The organism is Micromonospora sp. NPDC023644 (genome assembly GCF_040640115.1).
GTDB lineage: Bacteria > Actinomycetota > Actinomycetes > Mycobacteriales > Micromonosporaceae > Micromonospora.
In genome coordinates, this window is record NZ_JBFABA010000007.1 from 183,904 (window position 1) to 198,041 (window position 14,138).

Consider the following 14,138-nt stretch of genomic DNA (forward strand, 5'->3'; position numbering starts at 1 on the left):
ATGAGCAGCGACGAGCACACGGAGACGGGCACGGGTTGGCCGCAGCCGGCGGGTCCGGGGCGGCCGGCGGGTCCGGCGGGGGAGCCCGATCCGCGGCCGGACGCGCCGGATCCGGACGAGTTGAGCCCGTTGGCGCCGGAGCGGTCCGCGCCGCCGGTGGAGCCGCCGGTGCGGGAGCCTGCCGTGCGGGAGCCCGACGACGGCGAGACGGTGGACCTGAGCCACGCCGCCGGTGCGGGTGCCGTCGCGCCGGCGGTGCCCGGCGGTGCCGGCACGCAGCCGGTGCCCGAGGGCGGCGTCGCGCAGCCGATGCCCGGCGATGCGGTCACGCAGCCGGTGTCCGGGGGCGGCGGGACGCCGCGGCGGCGGGTGAGCTCGGCCGGGGTGATGATCGCGGCGCTGCTGGCGTTGCTGGGGTTCACGCTGGTGGTGCAGCTCAAGACGACGTCGACGGATCCGACGGTGGCGGCGACGCGGCAGGAGGACCTGGTGCGGATCCTCTACGACCTGAACTCGCGGGAGGTCCGGCTGCGGCAGGACATCGCGACGCTGGAGGAGAGCCAGCGGCAGTTGCGTTCGGGCCAGCAGGGGCGGCAGGCGGCGTTGGAGGAGGCGACGCGGCGGGCCGACGAGCTGGGCATCCTGGCGGGGACGTTGCCGGCGACGGGGCCGGGGCTGTCGGTGCGTTTCGAGGCGGGTGAGAAGCCGATCTCGGCGTCGCGGGTGCTGGACGCGGTGCAGGAGCTGCGGGGCGCGGGCGCGGAGGCGATGCAGATCTCCGGTGGTGACCGGGCGACGGTGCGGATCATCGCGTCGACGTTCTTCCTGGACGGGGAGGGCGGGGCGTTGGTGGTGGACGGGCGTCGGTTGACGGGTCCGTTCACGATCACGGTGATCGGTGATCCGGCGACGATGCGTACGGCCTTGAACATTCCCGGCGGGGTGGTGGCGTCGGTGACGGGTGACGGCGGTAAGTTGATCGTCGAGGATCGTGAGGCTGCCGAGGTTTCGGCGCTGCACGCGCCGATCAAGCTGGAACACGCCCGTCCGGTCTCCTGACCGGCGCGGCTCGCACCGGGTTTCCGGTGCGCCGATGGATGAAGGACGCGTCTGGTGATTCCTGAGGATCTGCGGTATACCGCCGAACACGAGTGGGTGGCGGGTGACGGCGGCGGCACTGTCCGGGTCGGCATCACGCACTTCGCGCAGGACGCCCTGGGTGACATCGTGTACGTCCAGCTGCCCGATTCCGGTGCGGTGGTGGCGGCGGGTGAGTCGCTGGGTGAGATCGAGTCGACCAAGAGTGTGTCGGAGATCTACGCCCCGCTCAGCGGTACGGTGGCGGCGCGCAACGAGGCGCTCGGCGACACCCCTGAGGTGATCAACACCGATCCGTACGGTGCGGGTTGGTTGCTGGAGATCACCCCGGACGATCCGGCGGCGGTCGACGGCCTGCTGTCCGCGGACGCGTATCGTGAGCTCACCGAGAGCTGAGTGCGTCCCCTCCGGGCGCGGCGGGTGTTCCGCGCGTCCGGTTGCCCTGCATTTCGGCGCTGGCTAGGCTCGCCCAGTCGACCGAGAATCAAATAGTTCAGCGTTGCGGAATTGCCTTTCCGGGCACGGGGAGCCAGCCGCCGGGTGTTGGAGTGCCCGGCGGCCAGACCCGCCATTACCCGACGCCGACCGAACAGATCCGTGAGGTGGTCCCATGACGCGCCCAGACGACGAGTTCCCCCCACTCGACGTCACTTCGACGCTCAATCTCGGTTCGCTCGACGAAGTGCTGGAGGGGCCGGACACCGATGTGGTGCCGAGCCGGATGTCCGGTTCGTTGCCGCCGGGTATGGCGCTGCTGGTGGTTCGCCGGGGTCCGAACGCGGGTGCCCGGTTCCTGTTGGATCACGACGTGACGACGAGCGGTCGGCACCCGGACAGTGACATCTTCCTCGACGACGTGACGGTGTCGCGGCGGCACGCCGAGTTCCACCGTGACGGTGGCACGTTCACGGTGCGGGACGTCGGGAGCCTGAACGGCACGTACGTGAACCGGGAGCGGGTCGAGGCGGCCACGTTGAGCAATGGTGACGAGGTGCAGATCGGCAAGTTCCGGGTGGTGTTCATCGCCGGTCCGCGTCCCGAGGAGGGGGCCGGCCGGGGGTGAACGAGCCTGCGGCCTCCACGCCGCCCGAGGCGGCCCGCGCCCGTCCGTTGATGAGCATCGGCGAGGTGCTGGGTCAGCTGCGGGTCGATTTCCCGGACGTGACCATTTCGAAGTTGCGGTTCCTCGAGGCCGAGGGTCTGGTGGAGCCGCAGCGGACGGCGGCGGGTTACCGGAAGTACAGCTGGGACGATGTGGCGCGGTTGCGGTTCGTGCTGACCGCGCAGCGGGACCAGTACCTGCCTTTGCGGGTGATCCGTGACCAGTTGGCGCAGTGGGACGCGTCCGGGGAGTCGCCGGGTCGGCAGCGGCCGACGTTGGTGGCGGTGGGTCCGGACGGTGAGGTTCCGGGGCGGGCGCCGGAGGAGCCGGCCGGGTCGCCGCAGGTGCGGCTCGGCCGGACGGATCTGGTGGCGCGCAGCGGGATCGACGAGTCGACGCTGGGCGAGTTGGAGCGGCTCGGTGTGGTGGTGTCGGATCCGCCGGGTTGGTACGACGGCGACGCGTTGATCATCGCGCGGGCGGTGGCGGGTCTGGCGGCGTACGGGTTGGAGCCGCGGCACCTGCGGGCCTTCCGGACGGCGGCGGATCGGGAGGTCGGTCTGTTCGCGCAGTTGGTGGCGCCGTTGGCGCGGCAGAGTGATCCGGCGGCGCGGGCGCGGGCGGCGGAGACGGCGCGGGAGTTGGTGGCGCTGTCGCAGCAGTTGCATGCGGCGTTGGTGCGGGTGGGGTTGCGGTCGACGTTGGGTCGGTGATCCGGCGGGGGCCGTGCGGAAAGATCTTCCCCGGGAAGCGTGTCGTAGGCTTGCCGGGGTAACCCCTTTCTGGCGCGGGCGTGTGCGGGTAGCGCATGGGACGGCCGTGTCGCGGTCCGTGTACCGTGCAGGGAAGGGCGCGGTGCGGCGTAGGTGACAACGACACGGAGGCGGCGGTGCGCGAGCTGAGCGTGGTCGGAGTTCGGGTGGAGCTGCCCAGCAACCAGCCGATCGTCCTGCTCAGGGAGGTCGAGGGGGACCGCTATCTGCCGATCTGGATCGGTGCGGTCGAGGCGACGGCGATCGCCTACGAGCAGCAGGGGGTCAAGCCGGCCCGGCCGCTGACCCATGATCTTCTGCGGGACGTGTTGGCGGCGTTGAAGGCGCCGTTGCGGGCGGTGGAGATCACCGAGTTGAAGGAGAACGTCTTCTACGCGGATCTGTTGCTGGGGGACGGGGTGCGGGTGTCGGCCCGGCCGAGTGATTCCATCGCGTTGGCGTTGCGGGTCGGTGCGCCGATTCGTTGTGCCGAGGAGGTCCTCAGCGAGGCGGGGATCGTGATCCCGGACGAGCAGGAGGACGAGGTGGAGAAGTTCCGCGAGTTCCTGGACCAGGTGCGTCCGGAGGACTTCGCCGGCTGATTCCGGTCCTCGCCCCGGGGCGTCACGTTCGGTGATGTTCCGGGGCTGTGGGTGATCTTCGTTGGTCGTGGCGGCGTGTCGCGACGGTTCCTGCGGGGCAATTCCTGAAGGCGGCTATAGGGTTGCCGTTGTCGAGGGGTGCACGTCCCGGAAACGACGTGTCACCGCACTGGCGGGGAGGTTGTCCGGATGCACGAGCCGCGAGATCCCGATCCGGGTACGGAGCTGGACGAGCCGGGTGTGGCGCCGCCGGGTTGGGCGACCGAGGGTGACGGTGCCGTGGGGTACCGGGGCGTGACGGCCTGCCACGCGGTGGGGATCAGCTACCGCCAGTTGGACTACTGGGCCCGTACCGGATTGGTGGTGCCGAGTGTGCGTGACGCTTCGGGTTCGGGCACGCAGCGGTTGTATTCGTTCCGGGACCTGGTGGTCCTGAAGGTCGTGAAGCGGCTGCTGGACGCCGGGGTGTCGTTGCAGAACATCCGCAAGGCGATCGAGGCGCTGCGCTCGCGCGGGGTGGCGGATCTGGCGGGCATCACGTTGATCTCCGATGGCACGACCGTGTATGAGTGCCGGTCGCCGGAGGAGGTGGTCGACCTGTTGCAGGGTGGCCAGGGCGTGTTCGGCATCGCGATCGGTGGGGCGTTCAAGGAGATCCAGGGTTCCCTGTCGCACCTGCCGTCTGAGCCGGCGACGCCGGCGGAGCCGCCGGTGGCGGCGGATCCGGTGGGTGACGAGTTGGCGGCGCGTCGGGCGCGGCGTCGGGCTGGTTGATCTCCGGCGGCTGGCCGGGGCGTGCCTCGTTGGTGTTGCGGGCAGCCGGGAGCCGCTGCGGTGATGTCCAATGTGGCCTGCTCGGAGGCAAATGCCGACAGTGGACGCCTTGGGCACGAGTCGCCTGGTTGACAGTCATTGCGTCTGCGTGAATCCTGTGTGCGGCGTTCGCGATCTTCTGCGCGCATATCACCCTCGGTGATGTGGCGGGTTGGTTCGGCGAACCTGTACGGGACGACGCAGAAGGCGGCGGCGACGCCTGCCCGACGATCGGATTTAGACAAGAGTGCAGACTGACTATCACGTCGACGCAATGGTCTTGGCTGCCGGTGAGCGTGCCGTGGACGGCAACGCCTCGGGCTGCCCGGTGGCTCATGCCTCCCGGGCGCAGGAGCCTCTGGTGGAGGACGTCGCGGCGGAGGCCGTCGAGTTCCTGCAGCTCTACCACGCGGAGCGGCGGCTGCCGGGCCTGATCGGGCGGATCGCGGAGGTCCGGGAGGAGATCGCGCTGACCGGCACGTACCGGCACACCACGGAGGAGTTGGCGTACGGGGCGAAGGTCGCCTGGCGGCAGTCGGTGCGTTGCGTGGGGCGGGTCCGGTGGGCGGGGCTGAAGGTCCGGGACCGGCGCGGGGTGACGACGGTGGCGGGCATCTCGCAGGAGTTGGCGCAGCACCTGGCGGTGGCGGACAACGGCGGGCGGATCCAGTCGGTGATGACGGTGTTCGCGCCCGACCGGCCGGGGGTGGGTCCGCGGGCGCGGATCTGGAACGACCAGTTGATCCGGTACTGCGGGCATCGGCTGGAGGACGGGTCGGTGCGGGGTGATCCGGCGCAGGTGGCGATGACCGATGCGGCGCGGCGTCTGGGGTGGCGTCCGCCGGTGGTCCCGGGCCGGTTCGACCTGTTGCCATGGGTGATCGAGACGGCGTACGAGGACCCGACGGTGGTGGAGGTGTCCCGGGATCTCGTTCGGGAGGTCGCCTTGGTGCATCCGGACCATCCGTGGTTCGAGGATCTGCGGCTGCGCTGGCATGCCCTGCCGGTGATCAGCAACATGCGCCTGCGGATCGGTGGGGTGGATTACAGCTGTGCCCCATTCAACGGTCACTATCTGAGTGACGAGATCGGTACCCGCAACATGGGTGACCGGGACCGTTACGACCAGTTGCTGCCGGTGGCCCGGGGGCTGGGGTTGGACACCTCCCGTGAGGACAATCTGTGGCGCGAGCACGCCGTGCTGGTGATCAACCAGGCGGTGTTGCACTCGTTCCGGCTGGCCGGTGTGCGGGTGTCGGACCCGCACACCGAATCGGAGCAGTTCATGAGGTTCTGTGAGTTCGAGGAGCGGGCGGGTCGGCCGGTGCATGGTGACTGGTCGTGGCTCAACGGCAGTGTGGGGTGGGCGGCGTTGCACGCCGTGCACCACCGCTACTACGACGAGGGGATCCCGAACCCGAACCTGTGGCAGGCGGACCGTGCGTACGGGACGTCGGGCGTGGCGCAGCCGTCCCTGCGGCAGCGTCATGACGTCGCTCGCCGGCAGGAGGGCTGAGGCATGGATGTCGCAGCGTTACGCCAGAGTTGGGCGCAGTTCTGCGTGGCTGGTCCGGAGGCGGCGAAGCACTTCTACGCGACGTTGTTCGTGATCGCGCCCGAGGTCCGCACGATGTTTCCGACCAACATGGAGTATCAGCAGGACAAGCTGCTCGCGGCGTTGGGGCATGTGATCACCCACATCGACGACGAGCGGGTGGTGACGTCGTTTGCGCAGCGGTTGGGGGCTGACCACCGCCGGTTCCGGGGGGAGGACCGGCAGGGGCGGCCGGTGCCGATGGCGGAGTGGCACTACAGCCAGGTGGGGCAGGCGTTGCTGTTGACGTTGGAGCGGTTCCTCGGGCCACGGTGGACGCCGGCGTTGCGCGCGGAGTGGGCGGCGGCGTACGAGTTGGTGGCGCGGTTGATGCTGACCGGTGCGGCGGAGGCGGTGCGGACGTCACCGCCGTACTGGGAGGCGGAGGTGCTCAGGGTGCAGCGGCGGCGGTCCGACGTGTGTGTGTTCACGGTCCGCCCGAACTACCTGTGCGAGTACCTGCCGGGGCAGTCGTTGCCGGTGCAGGTGCCGCAGCTGCGGACGTGGCGCTATCTGTCGCCGGCGAACGCGCCGCGTCCGGACGGGACGATCGAGTTCCACGTGCGCGCCACGGGACGGTTCTCCACCCACCTGGTGCGCAAGGTGCGCGAGGGCGACCAGTTGCTGTTGGGGTTGCCGGTGGGTGAGGCGTTGGCGTCGTACGACCGGTCGCCGCATCTGCCGCTGCTGCTGGTGGCCGGGGGTACCGGGCTGGCGCCGTTGCGGGCGGTGGTGGAGGCGTTGCAGCAGGGACCGGGGCGTCCGACGACTCTGGTGGTGGGCGGCAAGACGCCCGACGACCTGTATGACGACCGGGCGTTGCGGGAGTTGGCGGGGTCGTGGCGCTCCGGTGAGGTCGGTGGGTGGCTGCGGTACGTGCCGACGGTGGAGAGCGGCTGGCAGTGGCAGGGTGCGATCGGTACGGCCGGTCACACCGCGGCGCGGTTGGGTCCGTGGCGGGACACCGAGGTGCTCGTGTGTGGCAGCCCGGAGATGACCCGGGAGACGATCAGCGCCCTGGCCGCGTCGGGTGTGCCGCCGGAGCGGATCCTGACCGAAAGCTACGATCACTCCCTCTATCCGCCTCTGGCGAGCGCGGCTGCCGCCGCGCCGTCCGATTTGACTTGGACAGGTGCGGCTTCCGCCGCACCCCGCGACTTGAGTTGGACGGGTGCGCGATGAGCATTGATCACGGCGATCGGGTGGTCGCCGATCCGCACGGTGAGCTGACCCGGGCTGTGGCCGCGTTGGAGGCGCGTCGGTTCCGGGGCAGCCGGTGGCTGTCGGCCGACCAGGTCGCCGGCCTGGTCCGGTCGGCGGACGAGCGGGTGGCGTTGCTGGGTGGTGAGGTGGACCGGCTGCGGCGGGAGAACGAGGCTCTGGCGCGGCAGGTGGAGATGTTGCGCCACGGCGCGTTGCCCAGCACCGCCCCGCAGGGGCCGGATCCGATGGTGATCGAGCTGGCGGTGCGGGCGCAGGACGAGGCGAACCGGACGATCAGTGAGGCCAGCGCGGAGGGCGCGGAGATCATCGCCGACGCGCGGCGGCAGGCCGAGGAGATCATCGCGGAGGCGCACGTGTTGGCCGGGGGTGTGGCCGGGCCGGCGGGGGGCGAGGAGTTGCCGCGGCAGGTGCGGGAGCTGGAGGGCCGGCAGGCGGCGTTGGTGGCGGCGGTGGCGACGGCGCAGCAGCAGCTGAGCCGGTGGCAGGCGTACCTGTCGGAGCAGTCGGAGCAGTTGCGGGCCGACGCGGCGGCGGCCGGGGCGGTCAGCGCGCAGCTGCGGGCCGTGGTCGGCGAGTAGCGGCGTCGGGTCAGCGCCGGTCGACGGCGGCGACGGCGTCGGCGATGGGGGTGTCGCCGCCGACGACCTCCAGGATCACGCCGGCGCTGCGCGGGTGGTAGAGCAGGGCGACCAGCACCCGGGCGACGTCGGTGCGGGTCACGGCGCCGGGGGGCGCGTGCCGGGCGAGGGTGATCCGCCCGGTGGGCGGGTCGTCGGTGAGCCGGCCGGGGCGCAGGATCGTCCAGTCGAGGTCGCGGCCGGTGAGGTCGTCCTCGGCGGCCCTCTTGGCCCGCAGGTACGCGGCGAACACCTCGTCGGTGCCGGCGGATGGTTCGTCCTCCACGCCCACCGACGACAGCAGCAGGTAGCGGCGGACGTTGGCGCGTTGCGCGGCGTCGGCGAGCAGGACGGCGGCGGCCCGGTCGACGCTGTCCTTGCGGGCGGCGCCGCTGCCGGGGCCGGCGCCGGCGGCGAAGAGGACGGCGTCGGCGTCGTGGAGGTGCGCGGCGAGTTCGTCGACGCCGACGTGTTCGAGGTCGGCCACGACGGGGTGGGCGCCGGCGGCGCGCAGCGCGGCGGCGTGGTCGGGGTTGCGGATCAGGCCGACGGCGGTGTCGCCGCGGCCGGCGAGTTCGCGGTGGGTCAGCTGGGCGATCTTGCCGTGGCCTCCGGCGATGACGACGCGCATACCGCCAACCTAGCCGTCGTCGCGGTGCGGCGCGGCCGGTCGGCGGTGCCCGGGTGTTCGCCGCGGGGCGGCTGCCTGAGGCAGCATGGACGGGTGACGGAGACGGTCGACGCGCTGGCTGGCCTGGTGGCCGGCGGGGGTGTCGTGGTGTTGAGCGGGGCGGGCCTGTCCACCGAGTCGGGCATCCCGGACTACCGGGGGCCCAGTGGCGCGGCGCGGCGGCACACCCCGATGACGTACCAGGTGTTCACGCGCGACGCGCAGGCGCGGCGGCGCTACTGGGCGCGTAGTCACCTGGGGTGGCGGGTGATCGCGCGGGCGGCCCCGAACGAGGGGCACCGGGCGGTGGCGCGGCTGCAACGCGGTGGGCTGGTCGACGGGATCATCACGCAGAACGTGGACGGGCTGCACACGGCCGCGGGCAGCGCGGGGGTGGTGGAGTTGCACGGCCGCCTCGACGAGGTGGTGTGCCTGGACTGCGGCAACCAGACGTCCCGGGAGGAGTTGGACCGGCGGCTGCGGGAGGCGAACCCGGGGTTCGACGCGCGGGTCGCGGCGGTCAACCCGGATGGTGACGTGGATCTCGCCGACGACGAGGTGGCGGCGTTCCGTACGGTCGACTGCACGTTCTGCCGCGGCGGCATGCTGAAGCCCGACGTGGTGTTCTTCGGTGAGACGGTGCCGGCGCCCCGGGTGGCGCGCTGTTTCGACCTGGTGGGCCGGGCGCGGCTGCTGCTGGTGCTGGGGTCGTCGTTGACGGTGATGTCGGGTCGCCGGTTCGTGCTGCGCGCGGCGAAGCTGGGCGTCCCGGTGGTGATCGTCAACCAGGGGCCGACCCGGGGCGACGGGTACGCGGCGTTGACCGTCGACGCGCCGCTGGGCCGGCTGCTGCCGGCGCTGGCCGACCGGGCGGCCGGCGGCGCCGGCCCGGGTGCGGTGGCGGCGGGGCTGACGGGGGTGGGCCGGTAGCGGCCGACCTCCGGTGGGCGGGGCGGCGCTGGTAGCGTTGACCATGCCGGCAGCACCCACGTGGGAGAGACCGCCCAGCAGCATCCCGGGCGGCGCCGAAGGGGCAAATCCTCCCCGGAACCTCTCAGGCAAAAGGACCTCGTGGGCAGGCACTGTGGAGCGCCTCGCGGGCGCGACAGAGGGGGAGGCCGACCTGTCGACCTCGCCCCCCGGGAGCGCCGCCCATGACCGCAGAGCAGTTCGCCGCCCGCCACATCGGCCCGGATCCGGACGACGAGCGCCGGATGCTGGAGGCCGTCGGCTACGGCTCGATCGAGGAGCTGATGGACGCGGCGATCCCCGAGGTGATCCGCTGGCACGGCACCCTGGACCTGCCGGAGCCGGCCAGCGAGCACGACGCCCTCGCCGAGCTGCGGGCCCTGGCGGCCCGTAACACCGTCGTGGTGTCGATGATCGGTCTGGGCTACCACGGCACGCACACCCCGGCGGTGATCCGCCGCAACGTGCTGGAGGACCCGGCCTGGTACACGGCGTACACGCCGTACCAGCCGGAGATCAGCCAGGGGCGGCTGGAGGCGCTGCTGAACTTCCAGACCATGGTCACCGACCTGACCGGGCTGGCCACCGCGAACGCGTCGATGCTCGACGAGGGCACCGCCGCGGCCGAGGCGATGACCCTCGCCCGGCGCGCGTCGAAGAGCAGGAGCCCGGTGTACGTGGTTGACGCCGACACCCTGCCGCAGACCATCGCGGTGATCACCAGCCGGGCCGAGCCGCTCGGCATCGACGTGCGGATCGTCGACACCGAGCGCGACGAGCTGCCGGCGGAGTTCTTCGGCCTGCACCTGCAGTACCCGGGGGCGTCCGGGGCGGTGCGCGACCAGGCGGCTCTGGTCGAGGCGGCGCACGCGGTCGGGGCGTTGGTCACCGTGGCGGCGGACCTGCTGGCCCTGACGCTGCTGCGGGCGCCGGGGGAGATCGGCGCCGACATCGCCGCCGGCACCACCCAGCGCTTCGGGGTGCCGATGGGCTTCGGGGGCCCGCACGCCGGCTACCTGGCGGTACGGGCGGGGCTGGAGCGGATGCTTCCCGGCCGGCTGGTCGGGGTGTCGCGTGACGCGGACGGCAACCCTGCGTACCGGCTGGCGTTGCAGACGCGTGAGCAGCACATCCGGCGGGAGAAGGCGACCAGCAACATCTGCACCGCGCAGGTGCTGCTGGCGGTGATGGCCGGCATGTACGCCGTCTACCACGGGCCGGACGGGCTGCGGGAGATCGCCCGCCGTACCCATGACATGGCGGCCCGGCTGGCGGCGGCGCTGCGGGGTGTGGACGGCGTCGAGGTGGTGCACGAGGCGTTCTTCGACACCGTCCTGGTGCGGGTGGCCGGTGGCGCCGAGGCGGTCGTCGCCGACGCCGCTGCCCGGGGCGTGAACCTGCGGCTGGTCGACGCCGACCACGTGGGGGTGTCCTGCGACGAGACGACGACCGTCTCGCACCTGCGGAAGGTGTGCGAGGCGTTCGGGGCCACCGTCGCCGGGCGGCCGGTGGCCGTGGCGGACGCGCCGGTCGAGGGCGCGTTGCCGGCGGCGTTGGCCCGTACGTCGGACTTCCTCACCCACGCGGTGTTCCGCAGTCACCACTCGGAGACGGCGATGCTGCGCTACCTGCGGCGGCTGTCGGACTTCGACTACGCCCTGGACCGGGGGATGATCCCGCTGGGGTCGTGCACGATGAAGCTCAACGCCACCACCGAGATGGAGCCGGTGAGCTGGCCGGAGTTCGCCCACGTCCACCCGTTGGCGCCCGACGCGCAGACCGCCGGCTACCGGGAGATGATCTCGCAGCTGGAGGGGTGGCTGGCGGAGGTGACCGGCTACGACGCGGTCAGCGTGCAGCCCAACGCCGGTTCGCAGGGCGAGTTGGCGGGTCTGCTGGCGATCCGGGCCTACCACCGCGACCGGGGCGAGGGGCACCGGGACGTGTGCCTGATCCCGTCGTCGGCGCACGGCACCAACGCGGCCAGCGCGGTGATGGCCGGCATGCGGGTCGTCGTGGTGGGCTGCGACGACGGGGGCAACATCGACCTGGTGGACCTCGACGCGAAGATCGACAAGCACCGGGACGCCCTCGCGGCGATCATGGTGACGTACCCGTCGACGCACGGGGTGTACGAGACGGGCATCGCGTCGCTGTGCGCGAAGGTCCACGACGCCGGCGGGCAGGTGTACGTCGACGGGGCGAACCTCAACGCGCTGGTCGGGTTCGCCAAGCCGGGGAAGTTCGGGGCGGACGTGTCGCACCTGAACCTGCACAAGACGTTCTGCATCCCGCACGGTGGCGGCGGCCCGGGGGTGGGTCCGGTGGCGGTGCGGGCGCACCTGGCGCCGTTCCTGCCGGGCGACCCGCTGGGCGCGCACGTCGACGGCCGGCCGGCGATCTCGGCGGCCCGCTACGGGTCGGCGGGGATCCTGCCGATCCCGTGGGCGTACCTGCGGATGATGGGCGCGGCGGGGCTGGTCCGGGCGACCGGGGTGGCGGTGCTGGCGGCGAACTACGTGGCGGCGCGGCTTCGTGGGCACTTCCCGGTGCTGTACGCCGGCAACAAGGGCCTGGTGGCGCACGAGTGCATCCTGGACCTGCGGCCGCTGACGAAGGCGACCGGGGTGAGCGTGGACGACGTGGCGAAGCGGCTGATCGACTATGGGTTCCACGCGCCGACGATGTCGTTCCCGGTGGCGGGGACGCTGATGGTGGAGCCCACCGAGAGCGAGGACCTGGCCGAGCTGGACCGGTTCTGCGACGCGATGATCGCCATCCGGGCCGAGATCGACAGCGTGGGGTCGGGGGAGTGGCCGGCCGGCGACAACCCGCTCGCCAACGCCCCGCACACCGCGGCGATGGTGTCCGCGGACGAGTGGCCGCACCCGTACCCGCGGTCGGTGGGCGCGTACCCGGGCGGGGTGGACCGGGCCGGCAAGTACTGGCCGCCGGTGCGGCGCATCGACGGCGCGTACGGCGACCGGAATTTGGTGTGTTCCTGCCCGGCGCCGGAGGCGTTCGAGAGCTGACGTCGCGTGACGCCGGGGCGGTCGTGGTGCCGCCCCGGCGGGTGCGCCGACCCGGGCGGGGGGTGTCCCGACCGGGGGGACTAGCCTGGATCGACGTGTCTGACGTGCGTGACGGAGCGTGACAGGTCAGGCGACGAGGGCGTGTCGGGCGGGGCCGCGGTGCGGGGCGATGCTGCTGCCGTCGGGGAGCAGTTCGCCGGTGTCCTCGAAGACGATGACACCGTTGCAGAGCAGGCTCCAGCCCTGCTCAGGGAAGCAGGCGAGGACCCGGGCGGCTTCCCGGTCGGTCGCTTCGGCGGAGGGGCAGGTGGGTTGGTGCTGGCACATCGGGATCTCCGGACTGTGGGGGCACTGTGTCATGGTTCACATGACCAGTGACGCACAGTACCAAGCGAAAGCGGCCGGCATCGAGCAGGTATGCGCGTGGTTTTTGCGAAATCCACTGAACGGATGAGGGGCGATGGGCCGGACGTCGTGGAAACGCTTCCAGGGCTAGGGGTCCGGGTGCCGGCGGCGCCGCCCGGCTGCCGTCGCACGCTCGTCGAGCGGGCCCGCTGGCAGTGGCGCCCGGCCGACGGCGGGGACCCGGCGGCGCGGGCCGAGGAGTTCCTCGCCGCGCACGGCCTGCCGCTGCACGACCTGGCCCGCCCCGCCGGCCGCCACGACGCGACCGGGGTGTGCGGGGCCGCCCTCTACGTCTCCGCCGCCGCCGGCGCGGCCCTGGTCGGCGCGCCGACCGGCGCCGCCAACCCCGCCCCCGCGCTGCCGGAGGTCGCCGTGGTCGTCTACGGCCACGGCCCGGCCGCGCCGCGACCCACCGCGCCGCCCGGCGCGCCCTGGTGGCGCGGCGACTGGGCGGAGAGCTGGACGCCCCGCCAGCACGCCGACGCCGTCACGGCGGTCCGCGCGGCGATCGGCCGCGGCGACGTCTACCAGGTCAACCTCGTCGGCCACGCCGCCGCCCGCTACACCGGCGACCCGCTGCCGGCCCTGGGCCGGCTCGCCGCGCTGCCCGGCGCCCGCTACGGCGGCACCCTCGTCGGGCGGGGCTGGGCGATCGGCTGCGCCAGCCCGGAGACCCTGGTGGAGCTCGCCGAGGGGCGGCTGATCACCAGGCCGATCAAGGGCACCCGGCCGGCCACCGCCGCCGGCCGCGCCGAGTTGCTCGCCTCGGCCAAGGAACGCGCCGAACACGTGATGATCGTCGACTTGGAGCGCAACGACCTGGCCCGCGTCGCGCGTACCGGCAGCGTGCGGGTCGACGGACTGTTCGCCGTACGCCGGTGGTGCGACCTGTGGCAGGCGGAGTCGACGGTGTCCGCGGCGGTCGCCGACGGGCTCGGCCTGGCGGACCTGCTGCGCGCGGTCTGCCCCGGCGGCTCGGTCACCGGCGCTCCGAAGCTCGCCGCGCTGGACCGCGTGGCCACGCTGGAGCCGGTCGGTCGGGGCGCCAGCATGGGCGCGCTCGGCTGGGTCGCCCCGGGGCGCATCGACCTGGGCCTGACCATCCGCACCGCCGCCGTGGACGCCGACCGGGTGCACGTGTGGGCGGGCGGGGGCATCACCTGGGGCAGCGACCCCGAAGCCGAGGTCGCCGAGGCCGCCGCGAAGGCCGCCCCGGTGCGCGCCGCGCTCGCCGCCCGCTGACCGGCGCCGGGCGCTGCG

14 protein-coding genes and 1 riboswitch are annotated in these 14,138 nt (G+C 72.6%); of the genes, 12 read left to right on the forward strand and 2 right to left on the reverse strand.

Features of this window, described 5'->3' with window-relative positions; translation table 11 throughout:
- The 9 genes from AB0G08_RS08730 (at nt 1) to AB0G08_RS08770 (ending at nt 7,763) form a co-directional block, all read left to right on the forward strand.
- Nucleotides 1–1,059, forward strand: coding sequence for a DUF881 domain-containing protein (locus AB0G08_RS08730; protein ID WP_358085097.1), 1,059 nt, complete (start codon nt 1–3; stop codon nt 1,057–1,059).
- 54 nt (nt 1,060–1,113) lie between these two features.
- Nucleotides 1,114–1,494, forward strand: a complete 381-nt coding sequence (gene gcvH, locus AB0G08_RS08735; protein WP_358085100.1) for a glycine cleavage system protein GcvH — start codon at nt 1,114–1,116, stop codon at nt 1,492–1,494.
- A gap of 214 nt (nt 1,495–1,708) precedes the next feature.
- Entirely contained in the window at nt 1,709–2,161 is a 453-nt protein-coding gene (locus AB0G08_RS08740) for an FHA domain-containing protein (RefSeq protein WP_089000305.1), read from the forward strand.
- A 50-nt stretch (nt 2,162–2,211) separates the two neighbouring features.
- Nucleotides 2,212–2,913 carry a MerR family transcriptional regulator gene (locus tag AB0G08_RS08745; protein WP_357874051.1) on the forward strand — a complete coding sequence of 234 codons (702 nt, stop codon included), beginning with the start codon at nt 2,212–2,214 and terminating at the stop codon, nt 2,911–2,913.
- Between the two features lie 176 nt (nt 2,914–3,089).
- Nucleotides 3,090–3,554, forward strand: coding sequence for a bifunctional nuclease family protein (locus tag AB0G08_RS08750; protein WP_101409915.1), 465 nt, complete (start codon nt 3,090–3,092; stop codon nt 3,552–3,554).
- A 189-nt stretch (nt 3,555–3,743) separates the two neighbouring features.
- On the forward strand, nt 3,744–4,328 hold the full coding sequence (locus AB0G08_RS08755; protein WP_357873946.1) for a MerR family transcriptional regulator: 585 nt from the start codon (nt 3,744–3,746) through the stop codon (nt 4,326–4,328).
- 340 nt (nt 4,329–4,668) lie between these two features.
- Nucleotides 4,669–5,883 (forward strand): nitric oxide synthase oxygenase, encoded by a 1,215-nt coding sequence (locus AB0G08_RS08760; protein ID WP_358085150.1) that lies wholly within the window; start codon nt 4,669–4,671, stop codon nt 5,881–5,883.
- Nucleotides 5,884–5,886: 3 nt separating this feature from the next.
- Nucleotides 5,887–7,143, forward strand: coding sequence for a globin domain-containing protein (locus AB0G08_RS08765; protein ID WP_358085103.1), 1,257 nt, complete (start codon nt 5,887–5,889; stop codon nt 7,141–7,143).
- Nucleotides 7,140–7,763, forward strand: a complete 624-nt coding sequence (locus AB0G08_RS08770; protein ID WP_358085106.1) for a hypothetical protein — start codon at nt 7,140–7,142, stop codon at nt 7,761–7,763. Before AB0G08_RS08765 ends, AB0G08_RS08770 begins: the two co-directional genes overlap by 4 nt.
- A 10-nt stretch (nt 7,764–7,773) precedes the next feature.
- On the opposite strand, the gene AB0G08_RS08775 is transcribed toward AB0G08_RS08770, so the two are convergent.
- The gene (locus AB0G08_RS08775) at nt 7,774–8,433 is read right to left on the reverse strand and encodes an NAD(P)H-binding protein (protein WP_358085108.1); all 660 of its coding nucleotides are present in this window, start codon (nt 8,431–8,433) and stop codon (nt 7,774–7,776) included.
- 93 nt (nt 8,434–8,526) lie between these two features.
- On the opposite strand from AB0G08_RS08775, the gene AB0G08_RS08780 reads away from it, so the two are divergent.
- Both AB0G08_RS08780 and gcvP read left to right on the forward strand, forming a co-directional pair.
- Nucleotides 8,527–9,402 carry an NAD-dependent protein deacetylase gene (locus tag AB0G08_RS08780; protein ID WP_358085110.1) on the forward strand — a complete coding sequence of 292 codons (876 nt, stop codon included), beginning with the start codon at nt 8,527–8,529 and terminating at the stop codon, nt 9,400–9,402.
- Nucleotides 9,403–9,453: 51 nt separating this feature from the next.
- Nucleotides 9,454–9,552: riboswitch (glycine riboswitch) on the forward strand.
- Between the two features lie 74 nt (nt 9,553–9,626).
- Nucleotides 9,627–12,473, forward strand: coding sequence for an aminomethyl-transferring glycine dehydrogenase (gene gcvP, locus AB0G08_RS08785; protein ID WP_358085112.1), 2,847 nt, complete (start codon nt 9,627–9,629; stop codon nt 12,471–12,473).
- A 126-nt stretch (nt 12,474–12,599) separates the two neighbouring features.
- Here gcvP and AB0G08_RS08790 read toward each other — a convergent pair whose 3' ends face one another.
- Nucleotides 12,600–12,800, reverse strand: a complete 201-nt coding sequence (locus AB0G08_RS08790; RefSeq protein WP_089000314.1) for a DUF5999 family protein — start codon at nt 12,798–12,800, stop codon at nt 12,600–12,602.
- A 96-nt stretch (nt 12,801–12,896) separates the two neighbouring features.
- Here AB0G08_RS08790 and AB0G08_RS08795 point away from each other — a divergent pair, with 96 nt between their 5' ends.
- Nucleotides 12,897–14,120 (forward strand): chorismate-binding protein, encoded by a 1,224-nt coding sequence (locus AB0G08_RS08795; protein ID WP_358085115.1) that lies wholly within the window; start codon nt 12,897–12,899, stop codon nt 14,118–14,120.
- Nucleotides 14,121–14,138: the final 18 nt, after the last annotated feature.

Excerpts from the sequence above, each read along its gene's own strand:
- AB0G08_RS08775 (WP_358085108.1), bottom strand. The coding sequence starts at position 8,433 with ATGCGCGTCGTCATCGCCGGAGGCCACGGCAAGATCGCCCAGCTGACC.
- AB0G08_RS08770 (WP_358085106.1), top strand. The coding sequence starts at position 7,140 with ATGAGCATTGATCACGGCGATCGGGTGGTCGCCGATCCGCACGGTGAG.
- AB0G08_RS08790 (WP_089000314.1), bottom strand. The coding sequence starts at position 12,800 with ATGTGCCAGCACCAACCCACCTGCCCCTCCGCCGAAGCGACCGACCGG.
- AB0G08_RS08745 (WP_357874051.1), top strand. The coding sequence starts at position 2,212 with ATGAGCATCGGCGAGGTGCTGGGTCAGCTGCGGGTCGATTTCCCGGAC.
- AB0G08_RS08730 (WP_358085097.1), top strand. The coding sequence starts at position 1 with ATGAGCAGCGACGAGCACACGGAGACGGGCACGGGTTGGCCGCAGCCG.
- AB0G08_RS08755 (WP_357873946.1), top strand. The coding sequence starts at position 3,744 with ATGCACGAGCCGCGAGATCCCGATCCGGGTACGGAGCTGGACGAGCCG.
- AB0G08_RS08765 (WP_358085103.1), top strand. The coding sequence starts at position 5,887 with ATGGATGTCGCAGCGTTACGCCAGAGTTGGGCGCAGTTCTGCGTGGCT.
- gcvP (WP_358085112.1), top strand. The coding sequence starts at position 9,627 with ATGACCGCAGAGCAGTTCGCCGCCCGCCACATCGGCCCGGATCCGGAC.
- AB0G08_RS08740 (WP_089000305.1), top strand. The coding sequence starts at position 1,709 with ATGACGCGCCCAGACGACGAGTTCCCCCCACTCGACGTCACTTCGACG.